Source organism: Streptomyces profundus (assembly GCF_020740535.1).
In the GTDB taxonomy this organism is placed as follows: domain Bacteria; phylum Actinomycetota; class Actinomycetes; order Streptomycetales; family Streptomycetaceae; genus Streptomyces; species Streptomyces profundus.
Genome location: NZ_CP082362.1, coordinates 4,951,154 through 4,966,647, shown reverse-complemented (window position 1 = coordinate 4,966,647; position 15,494 = coordinate 4,951,154). Strand labels below are relative to the sequence as shown.

The following is a 15,494-nucleotide window of genomic DNA, read 5'->3' as shown; positions in this document are numbered from 1 at the left end:
TGCCCGCCCCCGCCCGGACCCTTCCGAGCTGGGGTTTCCATCGTGGGGCAGAACCACGGAGTGGGCCGGCCCGCCGACCGTAATCTATGCCACCGCGCCGAGGCGGTGCCCGGCTGTTTCGCGCCAGGCGCCCTCGCCCCACCACCCGGAAGGGTGAAATCCGCCTGCTTTCGGGCAACCCCCTGTGCTCCGTGCGGTAGACGCATCGTTCCGTAGGCCAGGGCATCCGCCCTCCCCTCCTCACCCACGCCCCGAACCGGAGCTGACTTCCTGTGGCTGCTGGACCGACGCTGCGCCGTGGCGTCCAAGGACTCGCCCTTGGCGCGCTGCTGCTGCTTTTCTGCGCTCAGCTGGTGGGCGCCCAACTCCCCAACGGGCCCCTGCTGTGCCTGGCCGGCGGCGCCGGCCTCGCCCTCGACCTGGCGCTCCGCCAGTGGTGGCCCAGCACCCTGGTGCCGCTGGCCCGGGTGCGCTGCGACGAGACCGTGCGGCAACTCCTCCGCGACCTGCTGATCGTGCTGGGCCTCGCGCACCTCGCCGAGGTGTCGACGGCCGTCCGGCTGCTGCTGGTCGCCGGGCTGTTGGCGTCCTACGCCGCGCACTTCCTCACCCGGGCCGTGGCGGTGCTGGTGCGCCGCTCCCGCACCCTGCCCGTCCTCACCCGCAACATCGACACCTCGGGGCTGCGGCTCACCCCCGCGCCACCCCGGCTGCTGACCGGCGCCCACCGCCGGATGCCGCTCTTCGCGGTGCCGGGCACGGCGGGCATGCTGGCCACGGTCGCCACCGAGCAGGCCGCCTGGGGGCTGCTCGGCGTCGGCACCTCGCTGCTGCTCTTCCTCGGCGGCGCGCTGCGCCTGGCCAGCTGGCTGCTGCCCGCCAGGCGCCCACCGGGCGAGGAGGAGGTACTCACCTGGTTCCAGGGCTGGTTGGACAGCTACCGGCCCGAGGTCGGGCTCTACTTCTCCGGCGGCTCCGGCACCGCCTACCAGGCCAACATGTGGCTCTCCACCATGGCCGCGCTCTCGAACAACGCCGTGGTGGTGCTGCGGGAGCGGCCCATGGTCCAGCAGCTGGCACCCACCGAACTGCCCATCGTCTGCCTGCCCAAGGTGGTCCACCTGATGCGCCTGGAACACTCCACGCTCAGGGTGCTGATCCACCCGGCCAACGCCCCCAAGACGTCCCAGGTGCTGCGCATCCCCACCATCAAGCACGCCTTCGTCAACCACGGCGAGAGCGACAAGCTCTCCAGCTGCAACCCCTACGCCAAGGTCTACGACCAGGTGTGGGTCGCCGGGCCAGCCGCCCGGGAGCGCTACGCGCTGGCCGACGTCGGCGTCGACGACCGGGACGTCGTCGAGGTCGGCCGCCCCCAGCTCGCCCCGATCCACGCCTACACCGGGCCGCCGCCCGCCGAGGGCCCCATCTCCGTGCTCTACGCCCCCACCTGGGAGGGCTGGACGGACGACCCCGGCAACACCTCAGTCCTGCTCGCCGGGGAAGCGCTGGTCCGCGCCCTGCTGGCCGACCGGCGCGTCCGGCTCCTCTACAAACCGCACCCGATGACGGGCTCCGTCGACCCGAGAGCGGGCGTCGCCGACGCCAGGATCAGGGCGCTGGTCCGGGCCGCGGAGACGCACCGCGCCGCGAGCGCCGCCGCGCCCGACCCCGACCGGCGCGGGGTGGCGCTGCTGCGCCGCGCCGGCGGGCCCGTCGCGGAACGCGGCGCGCTGGCCGCGACGCGCGCGCCGCACCAGGACCAGACCACCCGCGAACTGGCCAAGCGCACCGCGCGGTTGGACGAGCTGACGGCCGCCGGCGGCGGCCGTCTGGCCTGCGACGACCTGGAACGGATGATGTGGCAGTCAGCTCCGGAACCCGGGCGCACGGAGGCCGTGGCGGCGGCGGCCCGCGCCTGGCGAGCCGCGTTCTGGGCGGCCCAGCCGCCGGAGGGCCACCTCGTGCTGACCGGGCCACGCCCGGACCTCTACAGTTGCTTCAACCAGGTCGACCTGTTGATCTCCGACGTCTCCAGCGTGGTCGCCGACTACCTGGCGGGGGTCAAGCCCTACGCGGTGGTCAACACCAGCGGCCTCGACGAGGCGGAGTTCCGCGCCGCCAACCCCACGGTCCGCGCGGCGACCGTGCTCAGCCCCGACGCGCGGGAACTGCCCGAACTGCTCGCCTCCGTCGTCGCCCCACGCCGCGACCGCCTCGCCAAGGCCCGGCACGACCTGCGCGCCTTCCTCCTCGGCCCCACCGACCCCCCGCCCCAGACCCGCTTCCAACAAGCGGTCGACGCCCTGCACGCCAAGGCCACCGCGCGACGCGTGCGCTGAGCGGGACGCATGCGCTGCGCCGGCAACCCCCTCGCGGTGCCACGCCGTCGCTGGCCCTGACCACCGCCGGGGTGGGGCGTCGTCGCGGCGGCGTCCGGTCGGGGCGGGTGTGGTTGTCGTGTGACGTGTCGGGGGTGTGGGGTGCGGCAGCGGTGAGCGGCCTACGTGGCGGGTGATCGGCCGGGTTTCCGTTGGGGGCGGATGACTGTGAAGGGCTGGCTGGGAAGGGGAGGTCGCGGGGTGGGCGGGGTTCGCCGTCGACGGGTGGTCGAGTGGCTGGGATGGCGCCGGGTGGGCGCGGGGACTTTTTCTGGTCTTGGGACGGCCCGCCGGTGGGGGTTCGCGAGGCGCGCACCCTGCTCCGCAGGGCCTCTCGCGGCGCCACGCCGTCGCTTGCCCCGACCGCCGCCAGGGTGGGGCGACTTGGGAACGGCGGGGCGCCGGCCCCTGTGCGGCGGCTCAACAGAAGGTGGCCTCCGGGCGGTCGCCGTTGACGAGGAGGGGAAGCATGCGTCGCTGCCCGGCGGCGACGATGGCGTACTGGTAGAGGGCCGGCGGCTCGTGCAGCTCCCGCATGGGCACCCAACTCGCCCCGTCCTTGGGCGCGTGGGACGGCACATCGGGGAGGACCCCACCGTTCAGGACATAGGCGAGCCCGTTGAGGTGACCGTTGTCGTCGGTGGTGGGCGCGAAGGCGAGGACCTCGGACAGGGCGCGATCACAGCCGGTGGCGTCCATGAGGAGTTCGCGGGCGGTGAGGATCATGCAGCGTCCGTCGGGGAGCTGTCCGTGAGGCAGCACCCAGCCGTCGTCGACTCCCTCGTGCGTGCCGCGCACCATCAGCACATGGTTGGTCTGGGTGGTGGCCAGGATATGGAAGGAGATGGGCAGGCTGGAGCGGACAATCGTCGTACGCATGACTTCCCTTGATCGATTGGCTGGTTTGACAGGTCAGTTGGCCAGCTGGAGTCCGGGCAGCAGCCCGGCCAGGGCGGTGAGCAGGCACATCAACCCGACGAACACCGGCCCTGCGACTCCGCCCCCACCGTTCGCGGGCGGCGGGGCCGGCGGATCGGGGCGGGCCACGACCCGCCAGTGCCGCTCCGTGCGGGCGAGAAAGAGCGTGTGTCCCGGTTCATCCTGTGTGTGGTGAATGCTCCAGACCGCTATCGGAAGTGGATCGTCGTCGAAGAGCGGGGACCTGGCCTCGCACGTCATGCACTCCGCGCCGTAGATACCCTCCGGCACCCCGGGCCCACGCTCCTCCGTCAGCACCCAGTCCGCGCCCTTGACGATCTCGGTCACCCCGGATCCTCCCTCTCCGTCTCACAGGTTGGTGTCGCTTGCGCCAGCCGGGCCCCGAACGCGGTGCGCGCCACCCGACGACGTCGCCCGGTGGCGGGCGGGTTGTCCGTCGCCGTCACCGGCCGGTAGAGCGGCGACGCCCGCCCGTTCCCGTCCGTCGGCGCCGCCAGGGCGGCCTCCGCGAAGTCCCAGGCCATGGCGTGGAGTTGCTCCAGGCATGGACCGCACGCGTAGAGCGGGGCGTTGGCCCCCACGCTGGTGACGCACCCGATCCAGAGCACGCCCGTGATCTGGTGCCCGCAGAAGAACCAACAGGGCCCGAACACCCATGTGTTGTCCTCCCTCCGCCCCGGCGCCGGGAGCAGGAACTCCCAGTCGACGGGCGCCCCGGCCGGCCCGCTCACCGTGCGCCCCGGCTCGCGATCGGGAAGCGGAGCCAGACGGACTTCCCCTCTCCCCGACGGGAGAAGCCCCACTCCTGGACCAGCTCGCCCAGCAGCCAGAGGCCCCGCCCGGACTCCGAACTCCAGTCGACAGCAACGGCGATGGGCTCCTGGGGCGAGTGGTCGTCCACGGAGACGCAGACAATTTCACTCGCACGAGTGATTTCCAGCCTGCAACGGGGGTCGTGTGCCACATGCTTGGCGACATTGCAGAGCAACTCGCTCACGCCAAGCCGCGCCAGCTCCACTGCCTCAGCGTCACCGCCGAGCCGCTGCACAACGACCGCCGCGACCGCCCGCCAGCGCTCGACATCCCGCACCCGAGCCGTTAACTCCCAGGTGTAGACGCCCTGTTCGGCGGTGAGATGAGGGATGATGATCACTGGACACCTCCCGGGGCCCGCGCGAGACGCGCATATGGGTGGGCAGACGAGGCGAACGCCCCGTAACCGTGCGAGCGCTCCGCGTCGTGAGACAGAATGGCCCGGGGGCACCTGAAACGCAATACCACCTCAGAGTGAAATTGCAGTGGGAGTCGACAGGGTGTCAGCTCATGGCGCACACTGCCGACATGACGACTGCGAGCCCGGTGGTCCGACGCCGCCGACTGGGACAAGAGCTGAGGCGACTCCGCGAGAACGCCAACCTCAAGTCAGCCGAGGTGGCCCGGAAGTTGAAGTGGACCGCCTCGAAGATGTCCCGCACGGAGACGGGGCGCTGGGCGCCCACCCTGGCGGATGTGACCGCGTTCCTCGACCTCTTCGAGGTGCACGGGGAAGAACGGGAGAAGCTGATCAAGCTGGCCAAGGAGGCACGGAAGAAGGGCTGGTGGCAGCTCTACACCGATATCCCGTACTCGACCTATATCGGCCTCGAAGCGGAGGCCAAGACCATCCTGACCTACCAGCCCGTCATCCCCGGCCTCTTCCAGACCAGCCGCTATGCCGAGGCGGTCAACCGCTCCACCGTGCCCGGGATGAGCGATGACACGGCCGAACAGCGCCACGATGTGCGGTTGCAGCGCCAGGAGTTGCTCAAACTGGCCAGTCCTGTGCAGATTCGGGCCGTGATCGACGAGTCGGCGATCGCCCGGGTGGTGGGCGGGCCCCAGGTGATGAAGGAGCAGCTCGGCCGGCTGCTGGAGCTGTGCGAGCGACCCAACATCCTGCTCCAGGTGATCCCCTTCTCCAACGGTGCCCATCCGGGGACACTGGTAGGGCCGTTCGTCATCCTCCAGTTCGAACATCAGGAGGATCCGGACGTGGTGTATGTCGAGTCCAACAGCGATCCGTATGTCCGCGACAGCGAGCGCTACGAGTTGCTGTTCGACAACCTGCGAGCCAACGCGGCCAGCATCCCCCAGACGCTGGCACTGATCAAGAACAGGATGTCCGAGCTATGAACAGCGGAACGGGCCAGGCCATCGACCTGGCCCACGCCACCTGGCGCAAGCCTCTCCGGAGTCAGGGCAACGGGGAGTGCGTCGAGGTCGCCGACGGCTTCCCCGGCGCGGTCCCCGTCCGCGACAGCAAGAACCCGGGCCCCGCACTCGTCCTCCCGACGCACGCCTGGACGACCTTCGTCGACCACCTCAAGCACTGACCCACTGAGCGAGGATGCCGGCGTCTCCGAGACGCCGGCATCGTCAAGAACAGGATGTCGGAGCTATGAACAGCGAACCGAGCCAGGCCAGGGACCTCGCCCACGCCACCTGGCGCAAACCCCTCAGGAGCGCGGGCAACGGGGAGTGCGTCGAGGTCGCCGACGGCTACCCCGGCGCGATCCCCATCCGCGACAGCAAGAACCCCGGCCCCGCACTCGTCCTCCCCACCCCCACCTGGACGACCTTCATCAACCACCTCAAGCACTGACCCCACCCCCGACGACCCCCAACCCGGCCCACGCCCCTGCGGCGTGGGCCGTTCCCATCCCCGCCGACGGCAGCCCGACGAAACGGTGCGGATTCAAACAGGCGCGGCACCGCGAGAGGCCCTGCGCAGCAGGGTGCGCGCAACCCGAACCCCCACCGGCATACCGTCCCGAGAAGACAACACCTCCCCGCGCCCGTCCGGCGCCCACCCCAACCACCCGACCACCCCGTCGACGGCAATACCCCACCCCGCCCCACGACCTCCCCCTCCCAGCCAGCCCTCACACAGCCATCCGCACGCCACGGAAACCCGGGCGACAACCCGCCACGTAAACCGCCCACCGCTGCCGCGCCACCACCCCACACCCGCCAACCCCCGACCCGTCACACGACAACCGCACCCGCCCAGTCGCGGCTCGCACTACATGGCCGGGAACGTGTTTATGCAAGGACACGCATAGTTGCTTTCATGCATAGACGTGAAGCACGTCCCCCTCTACTTTCGTTGGGTAGGCGGCCCGACCGGGCCAGAGCGAGGGGGTTTGGCATGTCCGAACGTTCGGCACTCACGCGGCTCACGGGTAACGGAAACGGCGAGTGCGGAGAGAAGGACTGCCCGAACGTGTATCGCACTGCAACCGGATCATTCGTGGTGCAGGGAGACGTGTCCGGCGCCTTCACCCCGCCCGCCGGCGAGGGGCTCGTGGAGATCCCGGAGGCGGTTCTCAGGGAGGCATTCCATGCACTTGGATGGTGACGCATGGAACGACTGCTTCGATTCCATGGAGCGTGAGGCGTGGCGGCTGGAAACGCTGCCCATCTACGCCATGCCCCAGGAAGCCGAGAAACTGAATAAGTTTCTCGCCGGGGAAAAGTCTCCCGACGATTACACCTCGGCCTGGATGGCCGAGGTTAGGCAATGGACTTCGGAAGGAAAGAGCGTCGGCAGGGTGCATGTAGTGACCCGTCCGCTCTCGGACTATCTCCGGTTCGAATTCGAGTACTACTATCGCCATCACGTGAAGGCGGGCGAAAATATCCGCATCCTCGATCTCACTGACCGGGAGAATCCGGGACTTCCGCATCAGGATTTCTGGATGTTCGATGACTCCAAGGTGGTCCTCATGAACTACCGAGCGGATGGCACACAGATAAGCCGTGAACTGTATGACGGCGACCCAGAGCAGTATCGACAGTGGAAGCGGATCGCCGTAACCGAGTCGGTTTCATTCCTGGAGTACGCAAACTGGTGACGTTCGACCCTGAGCAGTTGGGCCAGCAGAAACAGGAACTGGCGGCCCTGCTGAAAGAACTACGCAAGCGAGCCGGTCTCACTGGGGACCGGCTCGCTCGACGTTGCAATATGTCCCAATCGAAGATCAGCCGAATCGAGAACGGGAAAGCCCAACCGAGCCTGCTGGATCTGGAGAGAATCCTCCGAGCCGTCGTGGCTCCGCCCGAAGTCATCGAGGAGGCCGTAGCCCTCGCGAGACTGGCCAACACCGAATGGCAAGACCTGCGTTCGCTGCGGCGTAGGGGCCTGGAGAAGAAGCAAACCGAACTTGCCGCCCTTGAATCCTCGTGTACGGAGTTCCGCTTCTTCCTGCTTTCGATGATTACCGGACTGCTTTCCACACACGAGTACATCCGGGCCAGCCTCGCCCATTCCCCGGCCGATGTCACCAAGACGGTCGCGAGGAAACTGGAGCGGCAAGAGGTTCTTTACGACACGAAGAAGCGGTTTACCTTCATCTTGACTGAGCAGGCCGTGAGATGGCCGCTCCTACCCCCGGCTGCGATGGCTATGCAGATTGACCGGTTGGCCTCATTGACTCACCTTGAGAATGTGAGGCTCGGCGTGATCCCAATCTCCGGACACAAGCTCATAGCTCCGATGGACACCTTCACCGTCTACGACAACACGCTGGCCACTGTCGAGAACACGACCGGTATCGTGATCCTGAAAGACCCGAGAGACATCGAAATGCACCTGGAGCTGTTCTCCACACTGGAGAGTTATGCGTTGTTCGGGGACGACGCGCGGGCCCTGTTGGCGGAGTGGTCCGCAGCTTGCCGTTCATGATCTTTAGTCCATGACGGGAAAGAAACACACAGACGCCACTTCCTGGGGCAATGATTTCCTCATGGCGGCGACCAAGCGGGACGAAACGAGAAACCGGGACAGCGAGTGCATGACTCCGTGTGCGACTACACCGATACGCAGCATGAACTGTCGGCGGATGAGTAAACCGAAACGTTCGGATCTGCCGATCGCCTGAGACCGGTTCCGCTTTGGCGCAATTTCGAGGCGGCCGGCATCGATGGCCCCCGCGCGCCTGGTCGGCGAACGCTTCCTGAACACGATGAGGGCACCGGAAGATGCCCTCGCCTCGGCCCCGTTCTCTACCTGGGAACTCTGCGGTTCAGCTCCCCCACGAGCCGAAGTCCGCTAGCCAGCCAGAGCGCATCCTGACTGACTGCGTCGTTGGGCGATCAGCACTTCGCCCAAGCGGGCGCGGTGAACTTGCAGAAAGGAACAGCATGATGCCCGAGATCGCGAGTGACTGGGCCTGCTTCATCGACCCGCCAAGGGAGTTGGAGGAAGATCTGATCAAAATCAGCAGGGCGCTTCCTGCTTGGAGCGTGGAGGGCACCTTCCTGGCAGATTCCACGATGGAGTGGTACCGGTCCCTACTGGAAGCGACTCCGTTATTCGACGAGTTCAGGAGTAGCCTGCTGCGCAAGCTGGGCGGGACGGCTGGCGGATACTCCGTGGTGCGTCTCCGCAACATTGCTCAGGCGCTGGGGGTCGGAGAACAGTTCCTACGCTTGGCAACGGCGATTCTGGCCGAAGTGGCGATTCCCTTTCAGCCTTTCCAGCGATGGCCGCTATGGAAGGAGATCGGGACCAGTCTCACCGCCAACCCCGGCATGTCCACCGGAACGGGGTACAACGCATTTCACATGGACTTGGTCAATGCGACCCAGCCTCCGGATTACACGACATTACTGTGTGTCCGGCCCGACCCGCTCGGTGCCGGCGCGAGCATTCTTTCCGATGCTCGCGCGGCCGTATCACGCCTGACGCCATCAAGTCGCACCCTCCTGGCCGACCTGGCATACAGCTACGGGTCGTTCTTTGATCTTTCTGACGTCGGCGAGGAGTACAGGCCGTTCCCTGTCCTGGACGGCGAGCCCGCGGGCCTCGGATTCGTTCGGTTCACCGCCAAGATGCTCGCTGAGTCCGGGCTGGATGAGGCACACGCCCAGGCAGCCATGGACCTCGCGGACCAGATGGTCGCTGGGCAGGTGTCCTTCACCCTCCAGCGCGGTGACTTCTTGATCGTGAACCAGCACCGCTGGGTTCACGGCCGCGAACCACTGGGCGACTGCCAGCACGACATTCCACCGGAGGAGCGCCGCTTGCTGCTCCAACTGTTCCTGCGTAGTTCGGGCACCACAAGACCGATCACCCCGTAAACGGCGAACATGAACGGCTGCCGAGTCTCGCTGACAGTCCTAGATCCGTGTCTTACGCAGCGAGTGCCAGACTGCTCCGGCCAGCGCACGTGTTGACCGGGGCACCGACAGTCGTTCGTGTTCGCGGTACAACGACCAGTTGTATGGGATGAGCGACAGCTTGTTGGACGACAGCGATCCCGCGCGGTGGGCTCTGTAGACCGCCAGCGGCTCGGGAAGACCCCGGGCGTCAATGCCGTCACGCATGATGGACAGCCATAGAGCGTAATCCTGTCGCTTATGCATCTCCGGCATCAGCCTCGTGCCGAGGACTGTGCGGTCGTACATAGCGGTAAGAGCACCGATGTGATCTTGAATCAGCATCGCACGGTAGTCGACGTGTTCCCGCGCCCGGACCACGCGGCCGTTCGGGACGAAATCGGTGCTCTCTCCAACGTAGTCGGCGTCCATCTTGTAGTAGGAGGTGAACGTCAGCGGCGTACTGGCGGTCGCAGCAAAGTCGATTTGCCGCTCAAGCTTGTTCGGGAGCCACATGTCGTCACTGTCAAGAAAGGCGATGTAGTCCCCCCGGGCCCGTGCGATAGCGAGGTTCCGTGCTCGTCCCGCACCGCCCCGTTCGGGTGCCGAGTCCGGTAGGACACGTTCATCCTGCCGAGCCAAATCCGTGAGTAGGCCCATGGAGTCATCGGAGGACTTGTCGTCGGTGACCAGAAGCTCCAGATCGCTGTGGGTCTGCGTGAGCACCGACCGGATCGAAGCGCCGAGAGTGACTGCCGAGTTGTACACGGGCATGACGACAGACACCAGGGGCACAGCGCTTCTCCTCGCTAGACCAGAGACAACGGTCCATTCAACCACTGGAATTGCAGGAGGGGCTGTCATGCAGGTTGTTATCGCTGGTCAGGGCTACGTAGGGCTGCCACTGGCCATGCGCGCCGCAGAGGTGGGCCACCATGTCATCGGCTACGACGTGGACCGGCGGCGCGTTCAGCAGATCACCACCGGCCAGTCGCACGTGGAGGACGTGGCGTCCGCACGGCTCCGCGCGGCGCTGGACTCCGGGGCCTACTCCGTGACCGCCGACGCCACGGCGCTGGCCGGGTTCGACATCGCGGTGATCACCGTACCGACCCCGCTGCGAGACGGCGTGCCCGACCTGACCCATATCGAGTCCTGTGCCCATACGGTGGGCCCGCACCTACGCCCCGGCGTGACCGTGGTCCTGGAGTCCACGACCTATCCCGGTACAACCGAGGAGCTGCTGTTACCGATCTTGGAGAAGGCGTCCGGCCTTATCGCTGGTACGGACTTCCACCTTGGCTACAGCCCTGAGCGGATCGACCCGGGCAACGCGCGCTGGCGCCTTGAGAACACCCCGAAAGTCGTCTCCGGCCTCGACGCTGCTTCTCTGGAGGCCGTCAACACGTTCTACGACCGGATCGTCGAGCGCACCATCCCCGTCTCGTCCCCACGCACCGCCGAGTTGACCAAGCTTCTGGAGAACACCTTCCGGCACGTCAACATCGCGCTGATCAACGAGATGGCGATGCTCGCCAAGTCGCTCGGAGTGAACGTCTGGGAGGCGATCGACGCCGCCGCGTCCAAGCCCTTCGGGTTCATGAGATTCAATCCCGGTCCTGGAGTCGGCGGGCATTGCCTGCCGATCGACCCATCATTTCTGTCGTGGAAGGTGGAACGCACGGTCGGGGTCCCGTTCCGGTTTGTGGACCTGGCCAACGATGTGAACAGCCACATGCCCGACTACGTCGTCCGACGGCTCATGGAAGCGTTCAACACGCGTCGCATGGTCGTCAGTGGATCTCGTGTCCTGCTCCTCGGTCTGGCCTACAAGGCCGACACCGCCGACGCCCGTGAGTCGCCGTCGGTGCGTGTCGCTGAGCTTCTGCTCAACCTCGGTGCCGACGTGCGTGGCGCGGACCCGCACGTCGCAGACGACATCCACCCCGATGCACGCCTGGTCCGCGTAGAAGCGACCGCTGAGGAAATCGCGGCATCCGACGCCGTACTCCTGCTGACGGATCATACGGAATTCGACTATGAGTCGATCCTTGAGCACGCGTCGTATGTGCTCGACTGCCGGAACCGGCTTTCCGGCGGGAACGTCGAAGTTCTGTGAGCGCCCTGTTGAACCCCGGGCGCCTGTTCCGGTTCACCCCTCAGTTTTCTGAGGGCCCTCGTCCCAAGGTCATTGCACGCTTGGCATCGACCCGGTTTGCCGGCCTCATGAGTGACGTGGCCTCATGTCCGTTATACGAACCTGGGAGAGCTGAGCAGTCCAGCGACGGACCGTGGCGCTCAAGCGCATGGATGGTGTCGGTGCGTCCCTCTCATGCCTGGATCGAGACCGCAGACGGCACGCCTGTCGCCGAACCACTCTCGACACTCGACTACACGCCCGCACTCACCATCGGAGGCGACCATCACCACCCCTGAGCCGATCCTGTGGATCAAGGACGACATCTGTGCCCTGGGCCCCTACCAGGCCGAGTTGGTCGAGACATACTGGACCTGGGAGCAAGACCCGGCCGTCCTCGTCGGCTACGGCCGCCAGGAGCCGGAATCACTCGAAGCCCGCACCGAGGGTATGGGCCATCAACTGCGCGGAGACAACATCCGCTTCACCATCTGGGACCTGACCGGGGAGGCCCCGGAGCCTGCTGGTGTGGCGACGCTGCTGCCCGATCACTCGGTGCGGACCGCCGAATACGTCATCCTGATCGCCCCCCAAGCCCGCAACAAGGGGCTGGGCACCGCTGCAACCCGACTCACCCTCGACTACGCCTTCCACATCACCAACCTACGTATGGTCTGGCTCAAGGTCCTCGCGCCCAACGCGGCCGGCATCCGCGCCTACGAGAAGGCCGGCTTCCGTACGGTGGGATCCCTCCGCGAGGCCGGATACTGGCTCGGCAAGGTCTGCGACGAGGTCATCATGGACGCGCTCGCCAGCGACCACGCTGGCCCGTCCGTCGTACGAGCGTGACCGGACCGCGCCACCGCCAGACCACCGAATACTGCGGGTAGGTATGGCGTGCCGCAATCCGTAGCCATCTTGATCACAATCGGTGCCCACGGCTGAGCGGATCGGGACCGACGCGGGACCTTGTCACCCCGTCCAAGGCCGAGTGCCCCATTCGCACGGGGGCGCCCCGCACTCGCCCTACGTCGACCACCTCAAGCACTGAACCCCGCCACCGAACCCGGCCCACGCCTCCTCCAGCGTGGGCCGTTCCGCCGTCACCAACGCCACCTCGGCCGAGGGCGGTTGTCGTCTGACACGTCTGGTCATGGGGAACGTACGCCGTCGTCGCGGCAACGACGCCCGGCCTACGTGACAGCCGCCCGCCCGGGTTTCCGTATCGTCCGAATGACCGCAGAAGGGCTGGCTGCGAAGGGGAGGCCCCGGGGCGGGCGGGGTTTCGCTGTCGACAGAGGCGTCGGATGGCCGGGACGGGCGCCAACCGGGCGCGGGAACCTCCCCTGCTCCTCGGGACGATCGGCCGCCGGGGGCTCGCGTGGCGCGCACCCTGCTCCGCAGGGCCCCCTACGGCGCCACGCCCGTTCAAAGCCGCGCCGTTTCGTCGAACTGCCGTCGACCACCACCCCGGGCCTCGCGCAACATGCAGAGGCGCACCGGCGCGGCACCGCGAGAGGCCCTGCGCAGCAGGGTGCGCGCTACCCGAACCCCCACCGGCAAGGCGTCCCAAGAACACAAAGAGCCCCCGCGCCCAGCCGGCGCCCACCCCAACCACCCAACCACCCCGCCGACGGCGATACCCACCCAGCCCCGCGACCTCCCCTTCCCAGCCAGCCCCCGGACAGCCATCCGCACACCACGGAAACCCGGCCACGCACCCGCCACGTAAGCCGCCCACCGCTGCCGCGCCACCGACGCCGCAGGGCCATGGCGTGTGTATGACACTGCCGATCCGGCCACGCGCCGGGACGTGACCGCCGACGCGCTGGCATCCGTGGCCGCCAAGTTCACCGAGGGGAACACAGACTCGGGGCCGACGCGAGGCTTCGTCATCCCGGCGAAGGACGGCTGACCGCAGACGGCATCCCACCGGCGGACGCCCCCGCCATCGCCGGCAGGGGCGTTCGTGGCCTCAGCCGTGGGCGGGCGAGACCGCCCCCGGGATCCACTCCGCGACGGCGTCCGTCAGGAGGCGCAGCGCCGTCTCCTGGGGCAGTTCGGCGCGTTTGGGGACCGTGAAGGAGTGGTCCGCTTCGGGGATCTCGACCACCGTGGCGTCGGTGGGGAACTCCGCGGGCCGGCCGAAGGGGTCGTTCCCGCCTTGGACGACGAGCAACGGCAGTTTGCCCAGGGGGAGTTCGTCTGCCCGGGACTTCTCGGGGCGGCCCGGCGGGTGGAGGGGGAAGGCCAGGGCGAGCACCGCGACCGCGTCCGTCTCGGCCGCCGTGCGGCAGGCGACGCGGGCGCCGGCGCTGCGTCCACCGACGACCAGGGGGAGGCCGGGCGCGGCCAGCGCCGGGCTCACCGCGCGCCAGCCCGCGTCCAGGGTGCGCGGCGCCGGCGCCACCTTCTTGCCGGCGACCCGCCAGGGGGACTCCACCAGCGCCACCGTCCAGCCGTGCGCCGGCAACGTCGCGGCCAGCGCCGCCAGGTCCCGCGCCTCGACGCCGCCGCCCGCGCCATGGCCCAGGGCCAGCACGGCGCGCGGCGCGTCCGCCTCGTACCAGTGGACGCGGGCGTCGCCGCCCGGCGTGGCGACCGTCTGCCGTCGTGGGGTCTTCTCACTCATGGGGTCAGTGTGGCGCGTCACCGCTCGGACGCCCGCGGGTCACCTGGCGGCTGCCTGCCATTAGGGTGCAGGGTGATGAGCTGTTCCTCTTCCCCCACGCAGGAGCCGTCATGACGGGCTCGCCGCCGTCCACGGAACGCCCCAGGTCACCGCAGCTGCCCCAGCAGGGCGCCCGGCCCAAGCAGCGTGACGCGTTCTTCGACAACGCCAAGTACCTGGCCATCGTCCTGGTCGCGGTCGGCCACGCCTGGGAGCCGCTGCGCGCGGACTCCCGGGTGGTCACCTCGCTCTACATGTTTGTCTACGCCTTCCACATGCCGGCCTTCATTCTGATAGCCGGCTACTTCTCACGGAACTTCGACGGCCGGCCCGACCGGGTCAGGCGGCTGGTCACCGGGGTCCTGGTGCCGTATGTGGTCTTCCAGGTCGCCTACACCTACTTCCTGCGCCGCCTGGACGAGAACGACAACAACTACCTGCCGCTCTTCGAGCCGCGCTGGCTGCTGTGGTTCCTGGTGGCGCTGTTCATCTGGCGGCTGACCGTGCCGCTGTGGAAGGCCGTCCGCTGGCCGGTACCGCTGGCGCTGCTGCTGGCCGCCGTGGCCACCGCGTCCCCCACCATGGGCAGCGACCTACAGCTTCAGCGGGTGGTGCAGTTCCTCCCGTACTTCGTGCTGGGCATGACGCTGCGCCCCGAGCACTTCCAGCTGGTGCGGCGCCGCTCGGCGCGCCTGCTGGCGTTGCCGATCCTCGCCGTCGCGGCGGTGATCGCCTACTGGGCGGAGCCGCGCATGGAGTACGCGTGGTTCTACCACCGGGGCAGCGCCCAGGAGTTGGGCGAGCCGTGGTGGGCGGGCGTGCTGATGACCCTGGCGCTCTTCGGCTGCGCCGTCCTGCTGACGGCCTGCTTCCTGGCGCTGGTGCCCGGCCGCCACGCGTGGTTCACCGCGTTGGGCGCCGGCACCCTCTACGGCTATCTGCTGCACGGGTTCCTGATCCGTGGCTCCGTCGAATGGGGCTGGTACGACCCCGAGCCGATGCAGAACATCTGGACCGGGCTGCTGATCACCACGGTGGTCGCGGCCGTGGGCATCTCGCTGCTCTGCGCCCCGCCGGTGCAGCGGCTGCTCAGGCCGCTGGTCGAGCCGCAGATGAAGTGGTTCTTCAAGCGGGAGGCGCTCACCGGGCCGAAGAAGCCCACGGCGCCGAGCCCGCAGGAGACGGCGGCGCGGGACGCCGACACGGCGGCGCCCCGCTCCTAGCCTCC

The 15,494-nt window shown here is 68.0% G+C and carries 17 protein-coding genes; 11 read left to right on the top strand and 6 right to left on the bottom strand.

Translation table 11 applies throughout. The annotated features are described in order from the left end of the window. Positions 1–272 precede the first annotated feature (272 nt). Positions 273–2,342, top strand: a complete 2,070-nt coding sequence (locus K4G22_RS21915) for a hypothetical protein (protein WP_228082048.1) — start codon at positions 273–275, stop codon at positions 2,340–2,342. Between the two features lie 459 nt (positions 2,343–2,801). Here K4G22_RS21915 and K4G22_RS21910 read toward each other — a convergent pair whose 3' ends face one another. From K4G22_RS21910 to K4G22_RS21895, 4 genes are read right to left on the bottom strand one after another with little or no spacing between them, the layout of a single operon-like run. After that, entirely contained in the window at positions 2,802–3,260 is a 459-nt protein-coding gene (locus K4G22_RS21910) for an NUDIX hydrolase (protein WP_228082047.1), read from the bottom strand. A gap of 33 nt (positions 3,261–3,293) precedes the next feature. Then, positions 3,294–3,647: a DUF7848 domain-containing protein gene (locus K4G22_RS21905; protein ID WP_228082046.1), complete on the bottom strand. Its 354-nt coding sequence runs from the start codon at positions 3,645–3,647 to the stop codon at positions 3,294–3,296. Further along, positions 3,644–4,051 carry a hypothetical protein gene (locus tag K4G22_RS21900; protein ID WP_228082045.1) on the bottom strand — a complete coding sequence of 136 codons (408 nt, stop codon included), beginning with the start codon at positions 4,049–4,051 and terminating at the stop codon, positions 3,644–3,646. Before K4G22_RS21900 ends, K4G22_RS21905 begins: the two co-directional genes overlap by 4 nt. Continuing rightward, positions 4,048–4,473, bottom strand: coding sequence for an ATP-binding protein (locus K4G22_RS21895; protein ID WP_228082044.1), 426 nt, complete (start codon positions 4,471–4,473; stop codon positions 4,048–4,050). The genes K4G22_RS21900 and K4G22_RS21895 overlap by 4 nt, the downstream gene beginning before the upstream one ends. Positions 4,474–4,661: 188 nt before the next feature. Here K4G22_RS21895 and K4G22_RS21890 point away from each other — a divergent pair, with 188 nt between their 5' ends. From K4G22_RS21890 to K4G22_RS21860, 7 genes are all read left to right on the top strand, one after another. Continuing rightward, positions 4,662–5,492, top strand: a complete 831-nt coding sequence (locus K4G22_RS21890) for a helix-turn-helix domain-containing protein (RefSeq protein ID WP_228082043.1) — start codon at positions 4,662–4,664, stop codon at positions 5,490–5,492. Beyond that, positions 5,489–5,692, top strand: a complete 204-nt coding sequence (locus K4G22_RS21885) for a DUF397 domain-containing protein (RefSeq protein ID WP_228082042.1) — start codon at positions 5,489–5,491, stop codon at positions 5,690–5,692. The genes K4G22_RS21890 and K4G22_RS21885 overlap by 4 nt, the downstream gene beginning before the upstream one ends. Positions 5,693–5,757: 65 nt before the next feature. Continuing rightward, entirely contained in the window at positions 5,758–5,961 is a 204-nt protein-coding gene (locus K4G22_RS21880) for a DUF397 domain-containing protein (protein ID WP_228082041.1), read from the top strand. A gap of 546 nt (positions 5,962–6,507) precedes the next feature. After that, complete coding sequence (locus K4G22_RS21875) at positions 6,508–6,717, top strand: hypothetical protein (protein ID WP_228082040.1); 210 nt, start codon at positions 6,508–6,510, stop codon at positions 6,715–6,717. Next, positions 6,701–7,213, top strand: a complete 513-nt coding sequence (locus K4G22_RS21870) for a DUF6879 family protein (RefSeq protein ID WP_228082039.1) — start codon at positions 6,701–6,703, stop codon at positions 7,211–7,213. The genes K4G22_RS21875 and K4G22_RS21870 overlap by 17 nt, the downstream gene beginning before the upstream one ends. Beyond that, positions 7,210–8,043: a helix-turn-helix domain-containing protein gene (locus tag K4G22_RS21865; protein ID WP_228082038.1), complete on the top strand. Its 834-nt coding sequence runs from the start codon at positions 7,210–7,212 to the stop codon at positions 8,041–8,043. Before K4G22_RS21870 ends, K4G22_RS21865 begins: the two co-directional genes overlap by 4 nt. A 458-nt stretch (positions 8,044–8,501) precedes the next feature. Next, complete coding sequence (locus K4G22_RS21860; protein WP_228082037.1) at positions 8,502–9,440, top strand: TauD/TfdA family dioxygenase; 939 nt, start codon at positions 8,502–8,504, stop codon at positions 9,438–9,440. Positions 9,441–9,479: 39 nt separating this feature from the next. Here K4G22_RS21860 and K4G22_RS21855 read toward each other — a convergent pair whose 3' ends face one another. Next, positions 9,480–10,253: a glycosyltransferase family 2 protein gene (locus K4G22_RS21855; protein ID WP_228082036.1), complete on the bottom strand. Its 774-nt coding sequence runs from the start codon at positions 10,251–10,253 to the stop codon at positions 9,480–9,482. A gap of 67 nt (positions 10,254–10,320) precedes the next feature. Between K4G22_RS21855 and K4G22_RS21850 the strand changes: the two genes are divergently transcribed. Further along, positions 10,321–11,577 (top strand): nucleotide sugar dehydrogenase, encoded by a 1,257-nt coding sequence (locus K4G22_RS21850; protein ID WP_228082035.1) that lies wholly within the window; start codon positions 10,321–10,323, stop codon positions 11,575–11,577. Between the two features lie 213 nt (positions 11,578–11,790). Further along, on the top strand, positions 11,791–12,444 hold the full coding sequence (locus tag K4G22_RS21845; RefSeq protein WP_228082034.1) for a GNAT family N-acetyltransferase: 654 nt from the start codon (positions 11,791–11,793) through the stop codon (positions 12,442–12,444). 1,126 nt (positions 12,445–13,570) lie between these two features. On the opposite strand, the gene K4G22_RS21840 is transcribed toward K4G22_RS21845, so the two are convergent. Next, a complete protein-coding gene (locus tag K4G22_RS21840; protein ID WP_228082033.1) occupies positions 13,571–14,227 on the bottom strand; it encodes an alpha/beta hydrolase family protein in 657 nt (218 codons plus the stop codon). 110 nt (positions 14,228–14,337) lie between these two features. On the opposite strand from K4G22_RS21840, the gene K4G22_RS21835 reads away from it, so the two are divergent. Then, a complete protein-coding gene (locus K4G22_RS21835) occupies positions 14,338–15,489 on the top strand; it encodes an acyltransferase family protein (RefSeq protein WP_228082032.1) in 1,152 nt (383 codons plus the stop codon). Positions 15,490–15,494: the final 5 nt, after the last annotated feature.

Bases quoted from the DNA above. Each gene is read 5' to 3' on its own strand.
- K4G22_RS21840 (WP_228082033.1), bottom strand. From the start codon at position 14,227: ATGAGTGAGAAGACCCCACGACGGCAGACGGTCGCCACGCCGGGCGGC.
- K4G22_RS21850 (WP_228082035.1), top strand. From the start codon at position 10,321: ATGCAGGTTGTTATCGCTGGTCAGGGCTACGTAGGGCTGCCACTGGCC.
- K4G22_RS21890 (WP_228082043.1), top strand. From the start codon at position 4,662: ATGACGACTGCGAGCCCGGTGGTCCGACGCCGCCGACTGGGACAAGAG.
- K4G22_RS21910 (WP_228082047.1), bottom strand. From the start codon at position 3,260: ATGCGTACGACGATTGTCCGCTCCAGCCTGCCCATCTCCTTCCATATC.
- K4G22_RS21875 (WP_228082040.1), top strand. From the start codon at position 6,508: ATGTCCGAACGTTCGGCACTCACGCGGCTCACGGGTAACGGAAACGGC.
- K4G22_RS21885 (WP_228082042.1), top strand. From the start codon at position 5,489: ATGAACAGCGGAACGGGCCAGGCCATCGACCTGGCCCACGCCACCTGG.
- K4G22_RS21860 (WP_228082037.1), top strand. From the start codon at position 8,502: ATGATGCCCGAGATCGCGAGTGACTGGGCCTGCTTCATCGACCCGCCA.
- K4G22_RS21845 (WP_228082034.1), top strand. From the start codon at position 11,791: ATGCCTGGATCGAGACCGCAGACGGCACGCCTGTCGCCGAACCACTCT.
- K4G22_RS21880 (WP_228082041.1), top strand. From the start codon at position 5,758: ATGAACAGCGAACCGAGCCAGGCCAGGGACCTCGCCCACGCCACCTGG.
- K4G22_RS21835 (WP_228082032.1), top strand. From the start codon at position 14,338: ATGACGGGCTCGCCGCCGTCCACGGAACGCCCCAGGTCACCGCAGCTG.
- K4G22_RS21870 (WP_228082039.1), top strand. From the start codon at position 6,701: ATGCACTTGGATGGTGACGCATGGAACGACTGCTTCGATTCCATGGAG.